Genomic DNA, 23,679 nt, shown 5'->3' on the forward strand with positions numbered 1-23,679 from the left:
CACCGGCCGCGTGGATCGCCTTCACCTCGGTGAACGCGGTGCGCGCCGTCCGCGAGAAGTTCGAGGAGTACGGCCTGGACGCCCGGGCGTTCGCCGGGATCAAGGTCGCGGCGGTCGGCGAGACCACCGCGCAGGCCCTGGTGGACTTCGGCGTGAAGCCGGACCTGGTGCCGTCCGGCGAGCAGTCCGCGGCCGGGCTGCTGGAGGACTGGCCGCCGTACGACCCGGTGTTCGACCCGATCGACCGGGTGCTGCTGCCGCGCGCCGACATCGCCACCGAGACCCTGGTGGCCGGCCTGGTCGAGCTGGGCTGGGAGGTTGACGACGTGACGGCCTACCGGACGGTGCGCGCCTCGCCGCCGCCGGCCGAGACCCGTGAGGCGATCAAGGGCGGCGGCTTCGACGCGGTGCTCTTCACCTCGTCGTCGACCGTGCGGAACCTGGTCGGCATCGCCGGCAAGCCGCACAACGTGACGGTCATCGCCTGCATCGGCCCGGCCACGGCGAAGACCGCCGAGGAGCACGGCCTGCGGGTCGACGTGATGGCCCCGGCCCCGTCGGCGGCCGCCCTGGCCCAGGCGCTGGCAGACTTCGGGGCCAAGCGCCGCGACGCCGCGACCGCGGCGGGCGAGCCGGTCTACCGCCCCAGCGAGCGCCGTCCCGGATCGCGCCGCAAGGCCCGCTGAGAACCCCCGCCGGGGGCGGCAAGCCCGCCGCCCCCGGCGCTGCACAACCGTTCGGAGAGAGAAGCCGTGTCCGCTGAATTCCCGTACGTTCGCCCCCGCCGGCTCCGTTCGACCCCGGCGATGCGCCGGCTGGTCGCGGAGACCCGGCTGCACCCGGCGGAGCTGATCCTGCCGCTGTTCGTCCGCGAGGGCGTCAGCGCGCCGGTCCCGGTGACGTCGATGCCGGGCGTGGTCCAGCACACCCGCGACACCCTGCGCAAGGCGGCGGTCGAGGCCGCCGAGGCGGGCCTGGGCGGGGTCATGCTGTTCGGCGTCCCGGAGGTGCAGGACGCGCTCGGCAGCGAGGGCACCAACCCGGACGGCATCCTCCAGCAGGCGATCCGGGACGTGGTCTCCGAGGTCGGCGACGCGCTGGTCGTCATGTCCGACCTCTGCCTGGACGAGTACACCGACCACGGCCACTGCGGCGTCCTGGCCGCCGACGGCAGCGTGGACAACGACGCGACGCTGGAGCGCTACGCCGAGATGGCCCGGGTGCAGGCGGACGCCGGCGTCCACCTGGTCGGCCCGTCCGGGATGATGGACGGCCAGATCGCGGTGGTCCGCCGGGCCCTGGACGAGGCCGGGCACCAGGACGTGGGCATCCTCGCCTACACCGCCAAGTACGCCTCGGCGTTCTACGGCCCGTTCCGGGAGGCGGTCGGCTCCTCGCTGAAGGGCGACCGCAAGAGCTACCAGCAGGACCCGGCCAACGCCCGCGAGGCGCTGCGCGAGCTGGAGCAGGACCTCGCCGAGGGCGCGGACCTGGTGATGGTGAAGCCGGCCATGGCCTACCTGGACATCCTGCGGCAGGTGGCCGACGCTTCCCCGGTGCCGGTCGCGGCCTACCAGGTGTCCGGCGAGTACGCGATGGTCGAGGCCGCCGCGGCGAACGGCTGGATCGACCGGGAGCGGATGATCATGGAGACGCTGACCTCGATCCGCCGGGCCGGCGCCGAGCAGATCCTCACCTACTGGGCGCTCGAAGCGGCCCGCCTTCTGGCGCGCGACTGAGCGGGACGCCCTCGGCCCGCCTCCTTCTCCCGATCCGGTCCCGGAACACGTCGCAGCCACGGTCGAGTGTCCGGCGGGTTCCGGGCCGGGGCCGGGCGGCGCCCGCCAGGTGGTGATCACACTTTGACCGGTCCGTCGTCAGAACGGGCCGGTCGCCGTCGGGCACGGCGACTCAGGCCCGCCCGCTCCCCGATACCCGGGGAGGAGGACGCTTACGGCCTCGATGCCCGCGCGTCCCATGCCCGGGCGTGAGTGCAGGGCCAGGGTCGAGGCCGCTCTGCCGAACGGGTGAAGTTGGGTGCGGTGTCGACGCCTCCTCAGGTTGCCGTCGTTAGCCCGGTGTCCGCGGAATCTGCGGAGAACCCCCTACGGAGGCTTCAAATGAACGTTGGCAAGAAGGCGGCCTTTCTGACGGCGGCTGCGGGTGCGCTGGTTCTCGTCGGTGCGGGTGGCGCCAGTGCCCACGGGTTTGGCCACCTGTTCGGCCAGGAGGGTGTCGAGCAGAGCAACACCTGCTCCACCGCCCCGGGCGTCCTCGCCCTGACCGGCCTCGCCCCCGACATCGAGTACGACACCAACTGCCTCAACGTCGACGCGAGCGGTGGCGGCGCCTCGGAGCAGAGCAACAACTGCTCCACGGCGCCGCAGGCCGCCACCCTCACCGGGCTGCTCGCCCCGGCGCCCGAGATCGAGTACAACACCAACTGCGTCAACCTCGCCGGCGACTTCCACCACGGCCACTGACGACGAGTCGCTGACCCACCCCCTCCTGTCCTGTTCGGCGGGCTGGAGACGGGCGAAGCAAGAACTCTCCTCCTGCTCGAGGACGCGGCCCCTGGAAACACTCCCAGGGGCCGCTTCCGCGTGCGGGCTCGACGACGGGCAGCGGGATCCCGATCACTCGTGTGGAATGCCTGATCCGGACGGGTGAAGCTGGGTGCCCTCCCGAAGATATGACTACCTCCGTTGGTAAGCCTGAATTCTCCGTCGACATTCGCGGAGAACCCCACACGGAGGCTTTAAATGAACGTTGGCAAGAGGGCGGCCCTTCTGATGGCGGCTGCGGGTGCGCTGGTTCTCGTCGGTGCGGGCGGCGCCAGTGCCCACGGGATCGGTGACCTGTTCGGCGGAGGGGTCGAGCAGAGCAACGCCTGCTCCACGGCCCCGGGCATCCTCACCTCGGCCAGCCCGCTCGACGCCGAGTACGACACCAACTGCATCAACATCGATGTGAGCGGTCACGGCGCCTCGGAGCAGACCAATAGTTGCTCCACGGCCCCGGCGGCCGCCACCCTCACCGGGCTGGTCGGGACCAGCTCGCTCAAGTACCACACCAATTGCATCAACTTCGCAGGCGGACCGCACCACTCGCACTGAGTCGCTGGGGCACTGAGCCGACTTCCGTCCCGTCCGGGGATCGGAACGGGGCGAAGCGTGACGTTCGGTCAAGGATGCGATCTCTGGAAGTATTCCTCCCAGAGGCCGCGTCTGCGTTGCGTGGACTGGCGGCGGAGTTATGCCCTCGGTTCGAGGGCCCGATAACCGGGTTCCGGATTGCTCGAGCGGCACGCATGGTCCGGACGAGTGAATGTTGGTGCGTTCCCGAAGCCTTCGTGGGCTGCCGTCGTTAGTCGGATGTCTGCGGATGTCCGCGGTAGAGATTCCCTACGGAGGCTTCAAATGAACGTTGGCAAGAAGGCGGCCTTTCTGACGGCGGCTGCGGGTGCGCTGGTTCTCGTCGGTGCGGGCGGCGCCAGTGCCCACGGGTTCGGCCACCTGTTCGGCCACGAGGGTGTCGAGCAGAGCAACACCTGCTCCACGGCCCCGGGCGTCCTCGCCCTGACCGGCCTCGCCCCCGACATCGAGTACGACACCAACTGCCTCAACGTCGACGCGAGCGGTGGCGGCGCCTCGGAGCAGAGCAACAACTGCTCCACGGCGCCGCAGGCCGCCACCCTCACCGGGCTGCTCGCCCCGGCGCCCGAGCTCGAGTACAAGACCAACTGCGTCAACGTCGCGTTCTAGGCGCCACACGCGGCTGTGACCTCCGCGGTCGGGAGTCGTCGGCCGCTTCGTTCCGGTCCGGCTTATCCGGCGGGTGCGGGCCGGGCGCCGCTCCTGCTCGGCATGCGGTCCCTGGAGGATTCTTCCGGGGACCGCATGCCGTGGCGGAGACGACCGCGGCTCGGCCAGCCTGTTCCGCGGTCCGTTCACGTGGCCGGTACCCCGGCCGCTGACGGACGTGCGCCGGCCCTGACGGGCCGAGAACAGGCGACGCCTCCCCCCTGGTCAGGAATGCGGCCCTTGGAAGCTTCTCGTCCCGGGGCTTCGTCCGTATGCGCGGGGCGGATCGCCGGGTTCAGGAGGTGGCGGCCTTCGGCGACCTGCGACTTCCGGAAACCGGCTCCGAGCCGGCGGGGGAATCCCGGCACCGTCGATATCCGAGGAGAGGACTCATCGGAACCCGGTGTCGGCCGGATTCGGTAGCGTGGTCCGGACGAGTGAATGTGGGTGTGTTCCCGAAGCCTTCGTGGGCTGCCGTCGTTAGTCGGATGTCTGCGGATGTCCGCGGTAGAGATTCCCTACGGAGGCTTCAAATGAACGTTGGCAAGAAGGCGGCGTTTCTGGCGGCGGCTGCGGGTGCGCTGGTTCTCGTCGGCGCGGGTGGCGCCAGTGCGGACGGCATCGGTCATCTGACGGGCCACAAGGGTGTCGAGCAGAGCAACGAGTGCAGCACGCGGCCGCTCGTCGGTGATGTGGTGGTCGCGACGCCGTTGACGCCGGCGCAGGACATCACTCACGAGACCACCTGTGTCAACGTCAGCGAGAACGGGGCCGAGTCCCAGAGCAACCACTGCGACACGAGTCCCGTCCTCGGCTCGGTCGTGGTTCCCGTGCTCGCCCCCGCGCCCCACATCACCTACACCACGACCTGTGTGAACGTCGCCGGAGCCGGTAACCCCGGCCGCTGAGCCACTATCGATCCGCCTCAGCGGCGCCGCGCAGCGTGTGGGCAAGGTGCCGCGCGATGACCGCGATGTGGGGCGGATCGATCAGTGACAGGTGATCGCCCGGCACCGGGACAACCTCGAGGGAGGGGCACAGCGGCGCCCACCCCAGATCGGCCTCGTCCCGGAGGTAGCGGGGATCGAGTGCAGTGATCATGATCTGGGGCTCCTGGGCGCGGTAGAGGGTGACGTGCCCCGGATACGGACGCGGCCGGTAGCGCTCGCCGATCCGGGCGTCGACGTACGAGGTTCGCTGGTGCTCCAGGATGCCCGGGCTCATGGACAGTCCGGTCCCGGCAACCAGGCGCATGACCGTCATGATCTGGTCGTCGTCCGTCATGCTCGCCAACTCCTCGTACGGCAACGGCAAGTGATGGCCGAACGTGGTCTCCACGTAGTCGGCGAACCGTCTGAATCGCTCCAGCACGATCTCTTGCGAGTCCGAGCCGGGCAGGGCTGCCGGCAGGATGGTGTCGATGAGGCCGAGATAGCCGGCGTCCTCGCCTCGGTCGCGCAGCTGCACGGCGATCTCGTACGCCTGGCAGCCACCGAAGGACCAGCCGAGCAGCTGGTACGGGCCCCGGGGCTGGACGCGTCGCATCAGGTCGAGGTAGTACTCGGCCTTCTCCTCCATGGACGCCAACTCGTCGACGCGCTCGCAGCCGTAGACGGGCTGGTCGGCGGGAAGCAGCCGCACCAGCGGCCGGTACACGGACGTCGGTCCGCCGGCGGGGTGGAAGACGAACAGCGGGGCGCGGGTGGTGGTGCCGCCGGGATCCCGCAGCACGCGCAGGGGAGTCGCTCCGTCACCGTTCACAGCGGGGCGGATCAGGTCGGCTATGGACTCCACGGTTGGCCGGGCGAGGATCTGCTCCGGGGTTAGGGCATGCGGTGGCTCGTCGAGCCGGGCGTGGATACCGAGGGCCAGGGCATGGGCGGTCGCGTAGTCGCCGCCTGCGGCCCGGAGGTCCTCGAGAACGCCTTCGGGGCGCCGGCCGATCACCTGCTCCCACACTCCTGCGACCAGCCGCTCGGCGGCGTCCCGGGGTGCGATGGTCGTCGGCAGGGGTGCCCGCCCGCTTGGACCCGGGGCGTTCGCGAGCAGTGTCGTCCGGCTCGTCTCGGGGCCGCTTTGCGACGGGGAGCAGGTGCGGTCGCCCACGTCGACCGACTCCGGTGCGCCGGGCAGATCGAGTGTGCTCAGAAGTTCGTCCGTGAGGTCATCGAGGCTGGCGCCGCGCATCAGCAGCTTGTTCGGCAGTACAACGCCGAAGTCGTGCTTGACCGCGTTCCGGATGCGAACGGCCATCAGGGAGTCGAGCCCGAGCCTGGTGAGCGGGACGGAACTGTCGAGGTCCTCGGTGCGATAGCCCATGACGGCCGCCGCACGGAAGGCGAGACGCCGGCGCACCGCTGCAGGGGCCTGGGCGCCGAGGGCGCACAGCTGATCGGGGCCGCCCCAGTGATCCGTCTCGCGGGCGATGTCGCGCAGCAGGCTCGTGAAGAAGGGGACGGACTCCATGCCCGGATACGCCTCGACGACCCGTCGGGCGTCCAGCCGAACGACGCCCGTGTGGGGTCGTCCGTCGGCGAGGAGCAGTTGGAGGGCATCCAGCCCCTGGGCCGGCATGAGGGGTTCCAACGCCATGGCCGCGGCATTCGGGGCGCCTCCGATCTGAGCCCATGGGCCCCAGGCGATGGATGTCGCGGGCAGACCGTCGGCATGACGGCGCTGCACCAGCGCGTCGAGCCAGGCGTTGGCCGCGGCGTAGGCGGCCTGGCCGGGGGAACCGAGGAGGGCCGCGGCGGAGCTGAACACCAGCCACCAGTCGAGGCTGTGCCCCGCGACGGCCTCCTCCAGGCGCAGGGCGCCGTCGACCTTGGGCCGGAACACGGTCTCGAGGTCGTCCGGTTCCAGGTCGGTGATGATGCGGTCGTGCAGCACCCCTGCCGCGTGGGCGACGCCGCGCAGGGCGTGGCCCCCGGCCAGGGCGGCCTCAAGAAGGCGTGCCGCGAGGTCGGGGTCGGCGATATCGCCCTGCACGACCTCCACCGACGTCCCGAGGGCGCGCAGGTCGTCCAGGACGGCCCGAGTGTCCTCGGCCGGTGGGCGGCGCCCGTTCAGCACGAGCCGGCCGGCACCGTGCTCGGAGAGCCGGCGGGCGGTGGCCAGTCCCAGCCCGCCGAGACCGCCGGTGACGATGTAGGCGCCGTCCGGGCGTGCGAAGCGGATCCCGGCGGCGTCCCGGTCCGGGGCGGCGGCGGCCAGGCGGGCGATGAAGCGGGTGCCGTCGCGCCAGGCGACCTCGTCTGCCTCGGAGTCGGCGAGGAGCTCCTGGACGAGGTCGTCGGCGAGACCGGGCGCGCGGTCGACGTCGACCGCGCAGGCCCTGAGCTGGGGTTGCTCCAGGGCCAGCACGCGGACCAGGCCCCGGAGGCAGGCGCGGTCGGGATCGCAGGCCTCTCCGGCGGCCACCGGCACGGCCCGCTCGGTCACCAGCCACAGGCGCGGGCCGGCGCCGGATCCGGGGGCGGTGGCGAGCCGGCGGGCCACCTCGGTGGCCGCGAGGACGGCCCCACGGACTCCGGAGCCGTCAGCGGGCCCGGTGCAGAGCAGAACGACCGAGCCGGGAGCACTCGCGGTCTCCTTGCACCAGGCGTCCAGGATCCGTCCGGTGGATCCGTTGCGGCAGTGTCCGACCGCCACCTTCGCTCCCCGGCGCTCGAGGGCCGAACTGAGCGGCGGGACGAACCGGTTCCTCCTGCCGGACGTGCCGTCGGATCCGGTGGTGAGCAGCAGCCAGTTGGCCGGAATGCGGTCGGCGGCGGGGGGCGTGGTGACCTCGTCCCAGAGGATTTCGTAGCTGGTTTCCGCCAGGGGCAGTGGTATCTCGGCCCGCTCGGGGGTGCGCAGAGCCACGCCCCGCGCCTCGATGACCGTGCCGCCGTCGCGGTCGTCCAGGCGGACGGTCCAGCGCTCGGGCGGAGGTGGCTGACCGTTGTCGCCGGCCCGGGTTCCGGCGGCCTGCTCGAGGCGGCGGTGCAGGCGGCACGGGCCCGGCGTCGTGCGGAGCCACACCCGCAGGCCGGCGAGCGAGACGGGGAGTGCCGCCGGGGACGGGTTGGCCGACGGGTCGCCGTCCGGCTCCGGTGCTGCGGCCTCGGCTGTGCTCCGGGGCGGGGAGGCCGCGTGCAGGCCGGCATCGAGCAGCGCGCCCAGCGCCTTCGGCTGTGGCGTGCCCGGCCCAGTGGCGTGGGGCAGGGTGACGTCGACGGCCGGGAGGTCGTCGTCGCCGGTGCTGGGAATGCGGGGCTCGTCGGGCAGCCCGGTCACCACCGTTGCCGAGGCATGGTGCAGCCAGGTGCCGGCGGGGGACCGCGTCTGGATGCTCACGGCGGCGACCTTGTCCGGGCCGGCCGGGTCCCAGACGGTGGTGACCGGCGTGCTGTCCGACAGCGGAAGGAGATGGTCCAGTGTCAGATCGCGGACCAGGACGGCGTCCGGAGGGACGCCGGTGGCCTCGGTTGCCGCGGCGAGAACGATCTGCGCACACGCCGCGAGCGTCAGGACCGCCGTGCCGTGTACGTGCCGTTCGATGTGGTTCCACCCGCCGGTGCCGGCGTCGCCCTGCCACAGCACGCGGTTGGTGCCGGGGAGGTCCACTCGCCGGCCGAGGATGGGGTGACCGTCAGCGCGGGGCGGACGCCTGCGCGTCGCGCCGTTGACCCAGTGTCGTACATGCCGCCAGGGCGCGGCGGGCAGGGCGGTTCGCCGGCCGGTCGGCCACAGCAGCTCGCGCCGGTGTTGGGCTCCGGCCAGGTGCAGCTCGGCCAGGGAGGTGCGCAGGACCACGGACTCGTCGTCGTCCCGGCGCAGCGTGGGCAGCACGAGGGTTGTCCCGCCGGGTGCCTCGTCGAGCGTCTCGCGGATGGGCAGGGCGGCGATCGGGTGGGGTGAGACCTCCAGGAAGACGGTGTGGCCGTCGGCCGCCGCCGCGGCCACCGCGTGTCGCAGCCGGACCGGGCGGCGGGCGTTGGCGCACCAGTACGCGGCATCGGGCTCGGGCGTGTCGCGTGGGTCCTCGTACACCGTTCCGTACCAGGCGATGGCGGGCGCCTTGCCCTGGAGGCCGGTGAGGGCCTCGCGCAAGGCGGGCAGGACGACGTCCACGGCGGCCGAATGGCCGGCGCCGTGGACGTCGAGGAGGCGGGCGTCGAGGCCCGCCTCCTCCAGCTCGGCGACCAGGTGGGCCACCGGTTGCGCCGGGCCGGTGACGGTGCATCGCCGTGGCGAGGAGTGTACGGCGACCTCCACGCCGGGGAACCGTGCCAGGGTTGCGGCGCGGGTGTCCTCGGGCAGCCCAACGGAGGCCATGGCGCCGGCGCGGGCGCCCTCGACGGTGGCGAGCAGGGCCGACCGGCGCAGGATCACGCGCAGTCCGTCGCGTGCATCGAGGGTTCCGGCGACCACGGCTGCGGCCACCTCCCCCATGGAGTGGCCGATGACGGCACGGGGTTCGACGCCGTAGGCCTGCCAGGTACGGGCGAGTGCCAGTTGAACGCCGTACAGCAGGGACTGGGTGCCGTGGACGGCGGTGGTCGGCACGCCCTGGGCGATCATGCGGCTCAGGGCCGTGCCGGCCACGTCGGCGAACGCCGCGTCGAGGTCGTTCACCGCTGCGGCGAACGCGGTGTCATCCGCGAGAAGGCCGCGGCCCATGCCGTACCACTGGGAGCCGTATCCGGAGAAGACGAACACCGGTCCTCGGCCCGGGACCGCCGCGGTGTCCCCGGCGTCGGCAGCGCGCACGACGCCGGGCGAGGGCCGGTCGTCCGCCAGCGCGAGGAGCCCGGCCGCGAGGGCCTGGTGCCCGCGCCCCACGACGGCGGCGCTGACGGCGTCCCGTCGACCGTGTCCGAGGGTGTGCCCGACGTCGCACAGGGGCGTGCGTCGGCCGGACGTCGTCGTCAGCCAGTCGGCGAGACCACGGGCGGCGTCACCGAGCCGGTCCGCTGAGCGGGCGGTGACCACCAGGACGTGCGGGCCGGCGTCCGGCGCAGGGGCTTCCCCGGCGCCCGGAGCAGCGCTCTCCTGCGGCGCGTGTGACCCTGCCGGAGACCACTGCTCGAGCACGGCGTGCGCGTTGGTGCCCCCGAATCCGAAGGCGGACACTCCCGCCAACGCCGGCCGATGGCCCGCCCGGGGCCACTCGGTGGCCGCGCTGACGACGCGTAGGCGCTTTGCGGTGAAGTCGATGTGCGGGTTGGGCGTGCGGAAGTGGAGACTGGCGGGAAGTGTGCCGTGGTGCAGGGAAAGCACTGTCTTGACGAGACCCACGATTCCCGCCGCACCTTCGAGGTGCCCGAGGTTGGTCTTCACGGAACCGATGAGCAGCGGCCGGCCGGCCGGCCGGCCGAGTCCCAGGACGGCACCCAGGGCGCCCGCCTCGATCGGATCGCCGAGCAGCGTGCCGGTACCGTGCGCCTCGACGTAGTCGATGTCGGCCGCGTCCACGTCGGCGTCACGGAGGGCATCGCGCAGCAGCGCCTCCTGAGCGGCGGGATTGGGCGCCATGATCCCGGACGAGCGGCCGTCGGAGTTGACCGCCGTGCCCCGGATGACGGCGAGGATCGTGTCGCCGGCCCGCCGTGCGTCGTCCAGTGGCTTCAGGACGACGACGCCGCACCCCTCACCACGGACGATCCCGTCGGCCGCGGCGTCGAAGGCCTTGCACCTGCCATCCGGTGCCAGGGCACCGGCCTGGTCGAAGTTCGCCGTGATCACCGGCGAGAGCAGGACATTGACCCCTGCGGCCAGGGCGGTGTCGCACTCGCCGGCGGCCAGGCTCCGGCACGCCTGGTGCACCGCGACGAGCGACGAGGAGCAGGCGGTGTCGATCGTCATGCTCGGGCCGTGCAGATCGAGCATGTAGGACAGGCGGTTGGCGGCGATGCTCCCCGCCGCACCGGTGCTGGTCCAGGCGGCCACGCCTTCGGGGTCCGCCATGGTCAGGTGGCTGTAGTCGAGGGAGCTGAGACCGACGAACACCCCTGTGGCAGTGCCGTGCAGCTCTGACGGCGGGACACCGGCGTGGCAGAGTGCCTCCCACGTCACCTCCAGCAGCAGGCGCTGCTGGGGGTCCATCAGCTCTGCCTCGCGGGGCGTGATCCCGAAGAAGTCGGCGTCGAACCCCGCGATGTCGCCCAGGAATCCTCCCCACCGGCTGGTGCGGGCGAGGGCAGCCGCCGTGCCGTTCGAACCGTCCTCGAAGTCCTTCCAGCGGTCCTCGGGTACCTCGCGTGCGGCGTTGCCGCCGGCGAGCAGGTAGTCCCAGAACGCCTCCGGCCCCTCGACACCGCCGGGCAGACGGCAGCCGATGCCCACGACCGCGACGGACCGGCTGCGGGGATGCGCGTCCGGCCCGGACGTGCGCGCCGCGTCCCGGCCGGGCACGACCCCCTCGGGCGCTCCGGGCTCCGCCGCTCCCGTGGCGAGGCGGCGGACCAGCCGGTCGACGGTGGAGTCCTCCCACAGCAGGGTGGCAGGCAGGACCGCGTCGAGCGCGTTCTCCAGCTCCCCCGAGACGGCGACGGCGTCACGGGACGTCAGACCGTACTCGGCCAGCGGTCTGTCGTCGTCGATCTCGTCCGGGGGCACGTCGGACCTCTCCGAGATCAGCTGCCGCAGCAGTCGGCGGATCTCCGCCTCACCCCATGCCGCTCCCGGCGCACCACCCGGGCGGGCGTCGGATTGCGCACCGTCAGGCGTGGCTCCGCCGGGGCCCTCGACTCTCCTCATGACGCCGTCCCTTCGGATCCTGCCCCGGGCCTGCGGGCACTGCTCCAGCCTCCGTTCAGATAGCGGTCATGGCTGGCGCGGCGGGCGACCTTGCCGCTCGTGGTGCGGGGCACGGTGTTGCGCGGTGCAAGGACGAAGTCCCGTACGGCCAGGGCGTGGACGGTTGAAACGGCTCGGCGCACCGAGCGGGTGACGCTGTGGCGGTCTGCCGCCGGACCGGTGGCCGGCGGGGAGTACTCGGCAACGATGACGAGCTCCTCACCCGCCTCGGCGGACACGGCGAAGGCAGCCACGTGGTCCTTGCGAATGGCCGGATGCGCGTTCTGCACGGTCAGTTCGATGTCCTGGGGGTAGTGGTTGACGCCGTCGATGATGATCAAGTCCTTGATGCGGCCGGTGATGTACAACTGGCCGTCGTGCCACACGCCCAGGTCGGCCGTACGCAGCCACTGCCTGGCACCCTCAGCGGACCGGTCCTCGGCCAGGACCGCCCGGAAGGTCTCCGCGCTGCTCTGTGGATTGCCCCAGTAGCCGCGCCCGACGTTGGGGCCGCTGACCCAGATCTCCCCGACCGTGCCGTCCGGTTGCCGGCGGCATGTCGCCGCGTCCACGATGGCCACCTCCTGCCCCTGGGGCCGTCCGCAGGAGACGAGTTCCGTGACGGGGACGGAAGCGGTGTCCGTGGCGACTCTGGCGATGCCACCGCCCAGCAGTTCCCGGTCGAAAGCGGTGACCTGCGGCTCTTCCTCGGTGGGGGAGGCGGAGACGATCAGCGTCGCCTCCGCCAGACCGTACGAGGGCCGCATCGCCACTCGGCGGGCTCCGTAGTCGCCGAAGGCGGCCATGAAGCGGTTCAACGTGGTGGGCCGGACCGGCTCACTGCCGTTGATCATCACAGCGACCCCGTCGAGGGTGAGGCCCTCCCGGTCCTCCTCGCGTACCCGCTGCGCGCAGTAGTCGTACGCGAAGTTCGGCGCGGCGGTGACGGCGCCCGGGTACCGGGACAGCAACCTCAGCCATCGCGCCGGCTGTTGCACGAAGGCCAGCGGATCAGTGATCACCGAGTGGACTCCGCCGATGACGGGCAGGAGGGCCATCAGCAGCAGGCCCATGTCGTGGTAGAGCGGCAGCCATCCGACCATGTGATTGCGGTCCCTGTGAATGTCGTACGCCTGCACGAGGTGCCCCGCGTTGGCGACCACGTTGGCGTGGGTGATCTCCACGCCGGACGGTGCCCGTGTCGACCCCGAGGTGTACTGCAGATAGGCGCAGTCCTCGGGCCGCGGCCGGATGCCGGCCAGTTCGTCGGAGCCGTCCTCGGCGGTCCGCGCGGACATGAGATCTTCGACGGCCAGCACACGGGGTCGGTTCGGAATGCCGCTCGCGGCGCAGAACGCCGCCACGGCCGACTGCTCGGCACGGGTCGTGAGGATGTGGGTCGGCCGCGCGTCGGTCAGCGAGGCGGCGAGCTTGTCGGTATGGCGGGCGAGATCCGGAGGGAAGAGCGGCACGGCGATGGCGCCCGCGCGGATCGCCGCAAGGAAGCCGACGACGTACTCGAGGCACTGAGGGGCGACGACGGCCACGGGTTCGCCGCCGGCGCCCGCGCGGCGCAGCGCGGCCGCCGTTGCCCGCACCTGACGGTCGAGCTGTCTCCAGGTGGACACGGCGGCCTGCCCGGCCCCGCCGGCCGCGAAGTCGACGAAGGTAAAGGCAGGAGCGTCCGGGGTGCGCACGGCAGCCTCGACCAGGCGGTTGCCGACGGTGTCTGCCTGCATCACCGTCGACTTCGGGTCGGCACGGCGAGCGTCGTTGAGGATGGACAAGGCGTACCTCCCGTGGGGTGGGCGTGGTGGCTGGTTCACCGCCCGGTCCGCATGGACGGGGAAGGAGCGACAGCTGGGGTTGAGTCCTCCGGCCAGCGTCGATGCCGGGACAATGGAAGGGGCGGGCATTACGGACAGGCTGTCGGCGCAGATCTCACATCGCCGTCTCCGTCTTGGAAGAGACGGAACCGGTCCTCGCCGACTCGTGCTCGGCCGACGGGGTCGGTCACGCCTAGCCCCGGCTGCGGGGCGAGGCACAGCACCCCGACCTTCCCGATGTGCTCGTTGACCTGCACGCTCCGGACAGCCGAGGCAACGTCGTCCAGGGCATAGGTCTTCGAGAGTGTGGGAACTATCCGGCCCATGTTGATGAGCCGATTCACCTCCCACTGCTCGTGCAGGTTGGCGCCGTGGCTGCCGATGAGCCGCTTGAGCTTCATCCACAGGTAGCGGTTGTCGAACATGTGCTCATATCCGGTACTGGATCCGCAGGTCACGACCGTGCCCCCACGGCGGGCGACGAAGACCGAGGCCGCGAAGGTCGCTCGGCCCACGTGCTCGAAAACGATGTGCGGATCCTCGCCCACCGCCGCGCGTACCGCTGAGCCGAGTTTCTTCCAGCCGTCAGGACGCTGGAGGACCGTGCGGTCACCCTGCTCGATCTCCGAGCGGTCGATCACCGCCTCGCAGCCGAGCCTTCGCAAGGTGTCGGCCTTCTCCGCCGAGCTCACGACACCCACCGGGATGCCACCACCGTTTCGCACGAACTGCACGGCGTATGAGCCCAGGCCGCCGGTCGCCCCCCAGATCAGCACGACGTCGCCCTGCTTCATCCGGGCGCCGCGGTCACTGACGAGCATCCGGTACGCGGTGGCGGCGCACAGCGGGTTGACGGCGGCCTCCTCCCACGTGAGCAGCGGGGACTTGCTCAGCAACTGGCTGGCCCGCACGACGGCGAAGTGGGCCAGACCACCGAAGTTGGTCTCGAAGCCCCAGGCGCGCTGCTCGCTGCCCAGCATGCCGTCACTGTGGGTTGCCGGCTCCTGGCCGTCGACGTAGGCCGGAGTGACGACCACGTGATCGCCGATGCTCCAACGGCGCACGGACGACCCGGTCCGCACCACGACTCCGGATGCGTCGGATCCGAGGATGTGGTGAGGCAGGTCGTGGCGGGCGTCCCAGCCGCCACTGCGTCCCAGCTGCTGGAGAAAACGGAAGGTCGGAATGGGTTCGAAGATCGCCGACCAGACCGTGTTGTAGTTGACGGAACTGGCCATGACCGCGACCAGTGCCTCGTCCGGCGCCAGCTCGGGCATGGGGACTTCGTCTATCCGCAGCGACCTGCGGACATCCTTGTCCGTTTCGCCCTGGAACATGCCGACGTCGCTGAGCCGCACCGTCGCCGCGGTGAACCGTTCGGGAAGTGGGAGACTGCCCAGTTCGCCACCCTCGCGGCCTGCGACTACGGCTTCCAGTAAAGTCATGCCCATGACATCTCCTGCTCTCACGTCATCCGCCCGGGATGGACGCATCGCGGGCCGGGACTGCGTACCGGCGCTCGCGGGTGGGGGGCCTGAATGCATCCCTTCTGCCCTCTCCCCAGAGGTGGGGATGCAGCTGCCGTCGCTTGCAACTGGCGAGTAGGCGGGGCTATTTACAGCAGAACCCCTGCCGCACCGGCCCGCAAATCCGCGAAGCCCGACGCCTTGCCGAAGCCGCCGCAGCCGCCCGGATAAGGCCAGGCCACAGGCCTGCCGGGCACCTCGGCTGAGCTGCGGCGACCAGGCGCGGGCTCCTCGACCTGCGCACGGCTGCCGTGGTCGCGGTTCCGGGTCGTGGTCCCGATCCGGGACCGCACCCTGGGCGCGCTGGTCGCCTGCCTGGACACCACGTTGCGCCGGTCGGTGGGGCACCGACGTATGTGCTGACCGGCAACGCGAAGACGGTCACCGTCGAGCCCATCGCCGGGATCCCGCTGCGGCACCCGTAGATGGTCGCCGCCGATCGGCACTACGGCTGCCGAGTGGTCAGTTGCGTCCCCCACGACCCCGAATCCAAGGGCGGCGCGGAGGCAACCGTCCGCATCGCGAAGGCCGATCTGGTCCCCACGGACGCGAACCTGCTGCCTGCCTACGACTCCTTCGCCGAGCGCGCCGACGCCTGCCGCACCTGGTGCGACACGGTGAACTCCCGCCGCCACCGGGCGACCGGACAGATGGCCGCCGACCGCCTGGACATCGAACACGCCACGCTGCACGTCCTGCCGATCGAGCCGCCGGCGCTGGGCGAGGAGACGGTGGTCGGCTCGGACCACACCATCAGCTTCAACTCGGTGCGTTGCTCGACCCTGCCGTGCTGCACCGGCGCCTGACCGTTCACAGAGCGGTTCATCCGGGGAGCGGGGATGGCCGGGCGCAGCAGTGAGCCAGTCGGGTGAAGTTGGGTGCGGTGTCGACGCCTCCTGAGGTTGCCGTCGTTAGCCCGGTGTCCGCGGAATCTGCGGAGAAGACCCACACGGAGGCTTTAATGAACGTTGGCAAGAAGGCGGCCTTTCTGACGGCGGCTGCGGGTGCGCTGGTTCTCGTCGGTGCGGGTGGCGCCAGTGCCCACGGGTTCGGCCACCTGTTCGGCCAGGAGGGTGTCGAGCAGAGCAACACCTGCTCCACCGCCCCGGGCGTCCTCACCGTGACCGGCACGCTGACGCCCGGGCTCGAGTACGACACCAACTGCCTCAACGTCGACGCGAGCGGTGGCGGCGCCTCGGAGCAGAGCAACAACTGCTCCACGGCGCCGCAGGCCGCCACCCTCACCGGGCGCGCCGGCGCCCGAGCTCGAGTACCCCACCGAGTGCACGAACGTCGCGTTCTAGGCGATCGACCCGGCCACGACCTCTGTGGACAGTGGTCGCCGACGGCCCCGTGCCCGTCCCCGCGTGGGACGGGCACGGGGCCGAGTGCCGTCCTGGTGAAGGCTCTCCTCCCAGGCGCCGCGTCGGTACGGCTGGGCCGTCGAAAGGCTGAATCCCGTGCGGCGCAGGACTCTGCCGTCGCCCTGAGCCCAGTCCTCGTGACGAGGGCGCGCGCAGCCGGGCGGTGAGCGGCCGGACCGGACGGTGAAGTCGTCCAACCGGGGCGGGAAAGTCGGGATGCGGCCGGTGCGGGCCCGGCCCGAGACGGCGGTCGCGAGGATTTCCGGGAGTCCCGGCTGGCCGACTCCCGCTCCACGCGGGCCTTCTGCTCCGCAGTCTGCGCACTCGTCTCCTCGGTCGGGACCGACGAACGCGGTGGTGACCTTCCCGCGACTCGACTCCTTCGGCCAGGTTCCCGTCACACGGGCGACGACCGGCAGCCCCATGCGTAATCCGGCCACTTCGACCCGCCCGGCCACTGCGGGATCCGGGCATCCGGCCCGCCGGGCCGCGAGGTCGCGCCCGGTCCACCAGATGCGTGCGAGGCCCGGCCGCTGACGGGTGGGTTTCCAGGCTGAGGGATCGGCTACGTCCTGTCCCGTGCCGGAATCAGCAGATCCTGCTCCTGCTCCTGCCGTGCGGCTGCTGCCCGCGGCCGGACGCCGACGCCCGTGCGGGCAGTGGTCCGGCCGAGACCGCGGCTCGGGTTGACGGTCCGTCGCGACCCTGGCCAGGGCTGACTGACGGCCCGTCGTCACCGCCAAGCCCCGCGCCGGGTCGCGGCCGTCGAGGCCCCGGCGGGTTCCTCGCGCAAGATCGCGGATAACCAACATTTGCATGTTATTTGCCCGCCACGCCGGCCGAATACGTGTTGGGGGCGCATGCCCGGAGGATTGCGGCGACCGGTCGTTCTTTGAAATGGAGCGGCGCGAAATGGAGATTCGCCCGCATGCCGCACTCCTGGACGACGCTGCTCGTCGTTGATGCGGATGTGACTACGACAACTTCGTTCCCCGCGTCCGCAGACTTTCGGCTCGCCGACGCCGACGCCGACGCCGACGACCGGTTCCGAGTGGAGGAGGGGGTTCCGCTGGGCAGCTCAAGTGATTTTCTGGGTGGCGGAGAGATCTACCTCGAGTACGGCGCGGAGCGGGTTCGTCTCCGGTACTGCTCCGAGCTGTGGGTGGACTTTCTGCGGATGGTGCAGGAGATCGAATCCGATGCCATGGGGCGCTTCGGGGTTCTGCTGGGAGTGCCAGCCCTGAGCTAACTGGGTGAATCGTTCCGCCAGTCGAATACCAACGGCATGTTTGCCGCGTTATCTGCCGCGTGAGAGTGGAAGTGCCAACCGGACCGGTATTCGCCGATGGCCAGCCATGGCAGGGGCATAATGCCTATACGACGTTTTACGAACTCGGGACCTACCAGGAATTCCAGGGTGCCACGGGGATAATCTCCGTCCCCCGTGACCCCGGCTGGTTCTACGGAAACTCCGCAGGCCAAGAGGCGTACTGCCCGGAAGGCCTTGACGCGGGCGAAACCGGGTGGGATCCGCAACCGGATTTCACCCGGATCCAGTTCTCCGCGGAGGACGTCGGCCACGTGCCGGACGTCGGGCAGATGCCGGACGCCGGCCGGCCCGCCGAGCGCCGAGCCATCCGGCGCCGGCGCCCCCGCGTATCCAGGGTGCGGCACTGGCCCCAGGTGCTCAGCACCGTGTTCGCAGCTCTCGCCGCTCTGACCGTCGCCACGGTGAGCGTCCTCGGGTGGGTGCTCTCCTACAACCCGCTGCAGGACCTGGCATCCCTTCGCGTTTCACGGAACCTGGCGGAGCTGTGGCCCCTGGTTGTCTACGGTCCTTGGCTCGTCGCCTCGCTGTCGATCCTGCGCGCCACCCTCACGCGGCACCGCGCCACGTATTCGTGGGTCGTGGTGGTCCTCTTTTCGGCTGTCGCCACCGTCCTGTGCGTCATTCACGCCTCCAGGACATTTCCCGGCGTGGTCGTCGCCGCACTCCCCCCACTCACCGCCGTCGTCTCGTTCCACCAACTCGTACGCCAGATCATCCTGCCCCCGCGGGCGCGGCCTGCTGCGTCCGGCCGAGGGCCGACGCACAAGGCCCGTGGATGACCGACTCCACCGCGTACGGATCGGAGCCGGGTCTGCCAGGCGGTCCCTCGGGCCAGGGCGCGACGCTCGACCGTGGAGCCGGACCCGCAAGGCCCGCAGGCGACTTGAGTGCAGGCAGAACGGCCGGCACGGCGGGGTGGCTGCGGATATCGGCTGCCGGGGCCGACGTTGACTCCGCCGGGCAACGGGGCAACGGGGCCTGAATCTGTAGTGCGGACGGGTGAAGCTGGGCACGCTTCCGAACCTTTGCCAGGTGCCGTCGTTAGCCAGGTGTCCGCGGAATGTGCGGGTAGATCCCATGTGGAGGCTCTTATGATCATTGGCAAGAAGGCAGCGTTCCTCACGGCGGCTGCGGGCGCGCTGATTCTCGCCGGTGCGAGCGGCGCCAGCGCCTGTGGCCCGGACGGCGGCCACCCCAGCCACCCCGGCCACCACGTCGGCGGCTCCGTCGAGCAGAGCAACGCCTGCTCCACGACCCCGGGTGTCCTCGCCCTGACCGGCCTCGCCCCCGACATCGAGTACAACACCAACTGCCTCAACGTCGACGCGAGCGGTGGCGGCGCCTCGGAGCAGAGCAACAACTGCTCCACGGCGCCGCAGGCCGCCACTCTCACCGGGCTGCTCGCCCCGGCGCCCGAGATCGAGTACAACACCAACTGCACCAACGTCGCCTTCTAGGCGCCGGGCGCGGCCACGGCTCCGGCCACTTGGACCGCAGAGCGCCCCCTCTGTCCGCTCGGCGGGATAGGGACGGGGGCGAAGCGCCAACCCTGGCCAAGGGCGAAGTCGGTCCCCGGAAGCACGCCCTCCGGGGACCGAGTCCGTTTACGGGGCCACGAGCCGGCCGGCCCTCTGGCGGCTCACCAAGCTCGGCATCGTCTGCCTGCACGGCTGACGATCCCCCTACTGCCCCCACCGCCGCCCCCACCCGGACGGCGGTGGGGCCCGTCAGCGGGTACGGTCGCTCCGTCGGCAGCAGTGCGTGGTCCCTGGTGCGCCGGACTTCGCCGGCCAGCTCCGTGACGTCGGTGACCGAGCGGATCCACTCGTCCGCGTACCGCCTCGCGGCGCGGCCCGACCTGGACCGCTAGCCAGGCCAGCGGCTGGAGGTGGATCCCGCGTTCAGGGTCCCACTGGACCCGTACCGGGTTGCGGCGCAGCTCGCGCTGCCAGTCGGCCTTGGCCGTGTGCACCCGGTCGGAGTACGCGCTCAGCACCGCCTGCTCCAGAGCCCAGTCGAAGCCCTCGCGGCTGATCTCGACGGCGAGCACCCGCTCCTGGCCCGAACTGCGGCCCCAGTCGCTGCGGTGCATCATCCAGAGGAACGACGGCTTGATCCACGTCATCCGCTCCCCGCTTGAAGCCCGCCGGGAACCGGCCGGTCGCGGCGGCCGGGCCGGCGATCTCCGGGCCGTAGGCCTGGTAGACGGTGAGTGTGTCGTCGGTGAAGGCCGCCCGGATCTGGCGCAGGGGCGGGGCAGCGTCGGCGGCATCGGTGGGCGTCGCGTCGGGCACGGGGGGACGGTCCGCCGGCGCACGGGCCGGGAGCCACCGGTTTTTCGGCGGGCATGGGCGGCCGGCTGGTCGGCGTACGGCCGGGAGATTCTAAGGCATCGTCAGATCACTTGTGGTGCAGACATGTTGGTGAATCCAACGGGCCTCGGCGAGGTGCATAATCCATCGCGTGATCGCCACTCTGGAGGACGCCGCGCGGCTGCTCCGCCCCGCCGCGCACCTCGGGATCGTCTCCCGTCCGCTGTACCTGCTGCCCCTGCTCCGCGCCGGCGCGCTGACCGCGCTGCTCTCCAGCGAGGCGGCCGACGCCGGTTGGGCCGAGCGCTTCGGGGTGGAGCTGCACTCGTTGGAGGAGCACACCCTCAGCCGGGACGGCGGCCCGGGCGGGCCGGGGCTGGACGGGGTGACCGCCCGCCTGGCCGGGCTGGTCGGGGCTCGCTGGCGGGGCCGCGAACTGCGGCTGGCCGGGTACGGCGGCCAGCGCGGGCACTGGACCGCCGCCGTGGAGGCCACCGGCGCCCGGCTGCTGGTGCCGCCGCCCGCCCCCGACCGCGAGGTGCTGGTCGACAAGACCGCGATGCGCGAGTGGTTCGACCACCTCGGCGTGCCGGCCCCGGCCAGCACCGTGGTCTCCGGCCGGCCCGACCACCGCGCGCTCCGTGACCGTTTCGGCGCGGTCTTCGTCGCCCAGTCCCCGCGCGGCTCCGCGGGCAACGGCACCCACCTGGTCCGCTCCGCCGAGGAGGCGGCCGCACTGCCCGAGCGGGAGCGCTGGCTGGTCAGCGAGTACGTCGGCGACACCGCGATCAACGTGCACGGCTTCGTCGGGCTGGACGGGCTGCCGCAGGTGCTGCGCCCGTCGCTCCAGCTGATCGGGGTCGAGGCGGCGGGCGCCGGGTTCGGCCAGTACGCCGGCTGCGACTTCGGGGCGCCCGAGCGGCTGTCCCCGGTCGCGGTGCGCCGCTGCCTGGACGCGACCGAGCGGATCGGCTGGGCCCTGGCCGGCCTCGGCTACCGGGGCGTCTTCGGGGCGGACTTCGTGCTCCGGGGCGACCACGCGCTCGCCCTGGAGATCAACTGCCGGATGCAGGGCTCCAGCTGGCTGCTGGGCGAGACCGAGCTGGAGCGCGGTGACGGGCGGCTGCCCACGTCGGTCCGGCACGTGCTGGAGCGGCACGGCGTCCCCACCCTCGGCAAGCCGGACCCGGACCGGGCGGACGGCGTGCAGCTGACCGTCCGCCACGCCGGTGCGCCGGCTCGCGCCGTCCGGGTTCCGGAGGGCGGGGCGTACGCGCTGCGCGAGGGCGCGCTGGTCCGCCGGGGCGACGCCGCGGGGCTGCTGGAGTGCGGCCCCGAGGAGACCGTGCTGGTCAACCTGCCCCCGGCCGGCACGCTGTTGCGCCCCGGCGCCGTGCTGGCCCGGCTGGTCACCCGCAGCCCGCTCACCGCCCCGGACGGCCGTACCCTCACCGCCGGGGGCCGTGGGGTGGTCGACGCCCTGCACCGGCTCTACTCCATCGGGGTGTCCGGCACGGAAGGTTGACGCGGGCCCCCGAACCACCGTGCCGTAGGCTCGCCCGGCGGCGGCCCGTTCCGGACGCCGTGCCGAGCACGAGCAGGGGCTGAGGAGGGTCCGGGACTGATGAGCACGGCATCGAGCACGTCGAGTGCGGAGCCGGCGAGCGCGGAGCCGTCCGGCGCGGGCGAGCGGCCCGACGGCGCCGGGGTCCCGGGCCGGTTCGCCGCCGCGGTGGACCGCTACGCGCCCGCCCTCGGCGCGTACGCCGTGGTGAAGGCGACCGGCCTGACCGTCTTCATGCTGCTCCTCTCGTACACCGAGGACTTCCTCAAGAAGAGCGTGGGCCGCGGCGGCGGCGCCCAGCCCTGGGACGTGCTCGGCACCTGGGACGGCATCTGGTACCAGCGGATCGCGGAGAACGGCTACGACCCCAGGCTGGTCCCGCTGCACGGGCTGGGCCCGCTGTCCACGATCCAGGAGAACTCGGCCGCGTTCTTCCCGCTCTACCCGTGGCTGATGCGGCTGGTCGGCGCGATCACCGGTCTCGGCCCGTACGGCTCGGGGATCGTCGTCTCGGTGGTCGCCTCGTTCGTGGCGGCGGCCGGGATCTTCGCCATCACCGAGCGGATGGGCGGGGTCAGGGCAGGCGTGATCGCGGCGGTGATCTGGGGCCTGTTCCCTGGTTCCGGGGTGGAGTGGGCGGTCTACTCGGACTCGCTGTTCGTCGCGATCTCCGCCTGGGCCTGCTACTGCGTGATGACGCGCCGCTGGGTGGCCGCCGGTCTGCTCGGCTTCGCGGCCGGACTCAACCGGCCCACGGCGGCCGCGCTGATCGCGGCCGTCTCGGTCGCGGCGCTGGTGGCACTCGTCCGGCGCGCGGACGGCATTGCGCGCCCCCTGACCGCGATGCTGATCACCCCCTGGGGCCTGCTCTGGTACGTCGCCTGGGTCGGCTACCGGATGGGTGACTGGGGCGGCTACTTCAAGCTCCAGCGCGGAGCCTGGAACCGTTACTTCGACTGGGGCGCCTCCACCTCCCGCACCTTCCTGGACGTGATCACCGGGCACTGGACGTTCTGGCAGTCCAATCCGGTGCCGGACCTCATCGCGGTGGCCCTGCTGATCGCCCTGCCCGGGCTGCTGGTGCTGCTGCTGCGCACCCGGCCGCCGCTGGTGCTCGTGGTGTACACGCTGCTGACCCTCTTCACCGCGCTCAGCAGCAACCAGATCTTCAGCAACATCTCGCGCTACCTGCTGCCCGCCTTCCCGCTCTTCATCGGGTTGGCGATCGCGCTGCGCCGGGTGCGGCTGCCCTCCCTGGTCGGCCTCCTCGCGGTGCCGTCGGTGGCGGCCGGCTGGTACGCGGGGTACGCGCTGTTCGAGCTGGGCATTCCGTAGGCCGGGCGTTCCGGCGGCCGTCAGCCGGGGCGGCTCGGTGCGGTCCGGTGCGGCTCGGTCCGGGATGGCTCGGTGCGGCCCGGTATGGCTCGGTGCGGTCCGGATTTGGTTGGTCACGGGATCATCTGCCGGGAGACGGCCTTGCTACGCTCGGACGTATGACGACGATCCCGCCCGTGCGCCAGATCCGTGACATCTCCGGCCTGCTGGACCACGCCAGCCACGTGCTGGCGACCCGGATGGCGGCCGCCTTCACCGAGCTCGGGATCACTCCGCGCGCGTACTGCGTGCTCTTCCATGCGATGGAGGCCGAGCGCACCCAGATCCAGCTGGCGGAGCTGGCCGACCTGGACAAGACCACCATGGTCGTCACCGTCGACGAGCTGGAGAAGGCGGGCCTCGCGGAGCGCCGGGCGTCCGCCACCGACCGCCGGGCGCGGATCATCTCGGTGACCGGGGCAGGTGAGCAGGCGGTCGAGCGGGGCACCGCGATCGCGGACCGGGTCCACCGCGAGGTGCTGGAGTCGCTGCCGGACGCCGAGCGGACGGCCTTCGTCTCGGCGCTGTCGCGGCTGGTGGACGGGCACCTGGCGGAGCCGGTGGAGAGCGATCGGACGGTGCGGCGGGCCCGCCGCTCCCGGAGCTGAGAACTGAACGGGACCTTTCCGAGAAAGATAGTCCCGAACAAAACCATCTGTTAGCGTCTTACCCGGTACTCGACGAACCGGGAGACCCGCCATGACCACGCACGCCCCGACCGCCCCGCGCACGCCGCGCAATGCCGCACCGCGCCAGGCCGCGCCGCTCGGTGCCGGCCGGGAGGCCGCGCCCGCCCGC

General features: G+C 71.8%; 16 protein-coding genes and 1 pseudogene. 13 read left to right on the top strand and 4 right to left on the bottom strand.

All coding sequences use genetic code 11. The features are described from left to right. The 6 genes from C2142_RS40180 to C2142_RS22105 form a co-directional block, all read left to right on the top strand. Window positions 1–686, top strand: a 686-nt coding sequence (locus tag C2142_RS40180) for a uroporphyrinogen-III synthase (protein ID WP_241002718.1), incomplete at its 5' end; no start/stop codon positions are given. Window positions 687–752: 66 nt separating this feature from the next. Further along, on the top strand, window positions 753–1,739 hold the full coding sequence (gene hemB, locus C2142_RS22085) for a porphobilinogen synthase (RefSeq protein WP_148644259.1): 987 nt from the start codon (window positions 753–755) through the stop codon (window positions 1,737–1,739). Window positions 1,740–2,120: 381 nt separating this feature from the next. Further along, complete coding sequence (locus C2142_RS22090) at window positions 2,121–2,483, top strand: hypothetical protein (RefSeq protein ID WP_148644260.1); 363 nt, start codon at window positions 2,121–2,123, stop codon at window positions 2,481–2,483. Window positions 2,484–2,762: 279 nt separating this feature from the next. Continuing rightward, window positions 2,763–3,116: a hypothetical protein gene (locus C2142_RS22095; protein ID WP_148644261.1), complete on the top strand. Its 354-nt coding sequence runs from the start codon at window positions 2,763–2,765 to the stop codon at window positions 3,114–3,116. Window positions 3,117–3,419: 303 nt separating this feature from the next. After that, complete coding sequence (locus tag C2142_RS22100) at window positions 3,420–3,764, top strand: hypothetical protein (RefSeq protein WP_153882807.1); 345 nt, start codon at window positions 3,420–3,422, stop codon at window positions 3,762–3,764. Window positions 3,765–4,336: 572 nt separating this feature from the next. Continuing rightward, window positions 4,337–4,711 carry a hypothetical protein gene (locus C2142_RS22105; protein WP_148644262.1) on the top strand — a complete coding sequence of 125 codons (375 nt, stop codon included), beginning with the start codon at window positions 4,337–4,339 and terminating at the stop codon, window positions 4,709–4,711. 4 nt (window positions 4,712–4,715) lie between these two features. Here C2142_RS22105 and C2142_RS22110 read toward each other — a convergent pair whose 3' ends face one another. Genes C2142_RS22110 through ccrA form a run of 3 tightly spaced genes read right to left on the bottom strand, consistent with a single transcriptional unit; the run spans window position 4,716 to window position 14,862 of the window. Beyond that, window positions 4,716–11,546, bottom strand: a complete 6,831-nt coding sequence (locus C2142_RS22110) for a type I polyketide synthase (RefSeq protein ID WP_148644263.1) — start codon at window positions 11,544–11,546, stop codon at window positions 4,716–4,718. Continuing rightward, a complete protein-coding gene (locus C2142_RS22115; protein ID WP_206670995.1) occupies window positions 11,543–13,501 on the bottom strand; it encodes a fatty acyl-AMP ligase in 1,959 nt (652 codons plus the stop codon). Before C2142_RS22115 ends, C2142_RS22110 begins: the two co-directional genes overlap by 4 nt. Then, window positions 13,501–14,862, bottom strand: coding sequence for a crotonyl-CoA carboxylase/reductase (ccrA, locus tag C2142_RS22120; protein WP_148644264.1), 1,362 nt, complete (start codon window positions 14,860–14,862; stop codon window positions 13,501–13,503). The genes C2142_RS22115 and ccrA overlap by 1 nt, the downstream gene beginning before the upstream one ends. Before the next feature lie 533 nt (window positions 14,863–15,395). Between ccrA and C2142_RS22125 the strand changes: the two genes are divergently transcribed. The 4 genes from C2142_RS22125 (at window position 15,396) to C2142_RS22140 (ending at window position 19,088) form a co-directional block, all read left to right on the top strand. Further along, window positions 15,396–15,743 (top strand): hypothetical protein, encoded by a 348-nt coding sequence (locus C2142_RS22125; protein ID WP_148644265.1) that lies wholly within the window; start codon window positions 15,396–15,398, stop codon window positions 15,741–15,743. 1,486 nt (window positions 15,744–17,229) lie between these two features. After that, complete coding sequence (locus C2142_RS22130) at window positions 17,230–17,550, top strand: hypothetical protein (protein ID WP_148644266.1); 321 nt, start codon at window positions 17,230–17,232, stop codon at window positions 17,548–17,550. 59 nt (window positions 17,551–17,609) lie between these two features. Further along, the gene (locus C2142_RS40185; protein ID WP_241002719.1) at window positions 17,610–18,410 is read left to right on the top strand and encodes a DUF2637 domain-containing protein; all 801 of its coding nucleotides are present in this window, start codon (window positions 17,610–17,612) and stop codon (window positions 18,408–18,410) included. A 312-nt stretch (window positions 18,411–18,722) separates the two neighbouring features. Continuing rightward, window positions 18,723–19,088 (top strand): hypothetical protein, encoded by a 366-nt coding sequence (locus C2142_RS22140; RefSeq protein WP_148644267.1) that lies wholly within the window; start codon window positions 18,723–18,725, stop codon window positions 19,086–19,088. A 322-nt stretch (window positions 19,089–19,410) separates the two neighbouring features. Here the strand turns inward: C2142_RS22140 and C2142_RS40190 are convergent. After that, window positions 19,411–19,925 (bottom strand): annotated as a pseudogene (locus C2142_RS40190) (DUF4291 domain-containing protein); the annotation flags it as partial. A 169-nt stretch (window positions 19,926–20,094) separates the two neighbouring features. Between C2142_RS40190 and C2142_RS22150 the strand changes: the two are divergent. From C2142_RS22150 to C2142_RS22160, 3 genes are all read left to right on the top strand, one after another. After that, on the top strand, window positions 20,095–21,468 hold the full coding sequence (locus C2142_RS22150) for an ATP-grasp domain-containing protein (protein ID WP_148644268.1): 1,374 nt from the start codon (window positions 20,095–20,097) through the stop codon (window positions 21,466–21,468). A 99-nt stretch (window positions 21,469–21,567) separates the two neighbouring features. Continuing rightward, window positions 21,568–22,842 (top strand): hypothetical protein, encoded by a 1,275-nt coding sequence (locus tag C2142_RS22155; RefSeq protein WP_148644269.1) that lies wholly within the window; start codon window positions 21,568–21,570, stop codon window positions 22,840–22,842. 158 nt (window positions 22,843–23,000) lie between these two features. Then, complete coding sequence (locus C2142_RS22160; protein WP_148644270.1) at window positions 23,001–23,489, top strand: MarR family transcriptional regulator; 489 nt, start codon at window positions 23,001–23,003, stop codon at window positions 23,487–23,489. Window positions 23,490–23,679: the final 190 nt, after the last annotated feature.

This window comes from Streptomyces sp. CB01881 (assembly GCF_002953255.1).
GTDB lineage: Bacteria > Actinomycetota > Actinomycetes > Streptomycetales > Streptomycetaceae > Kitasatospora.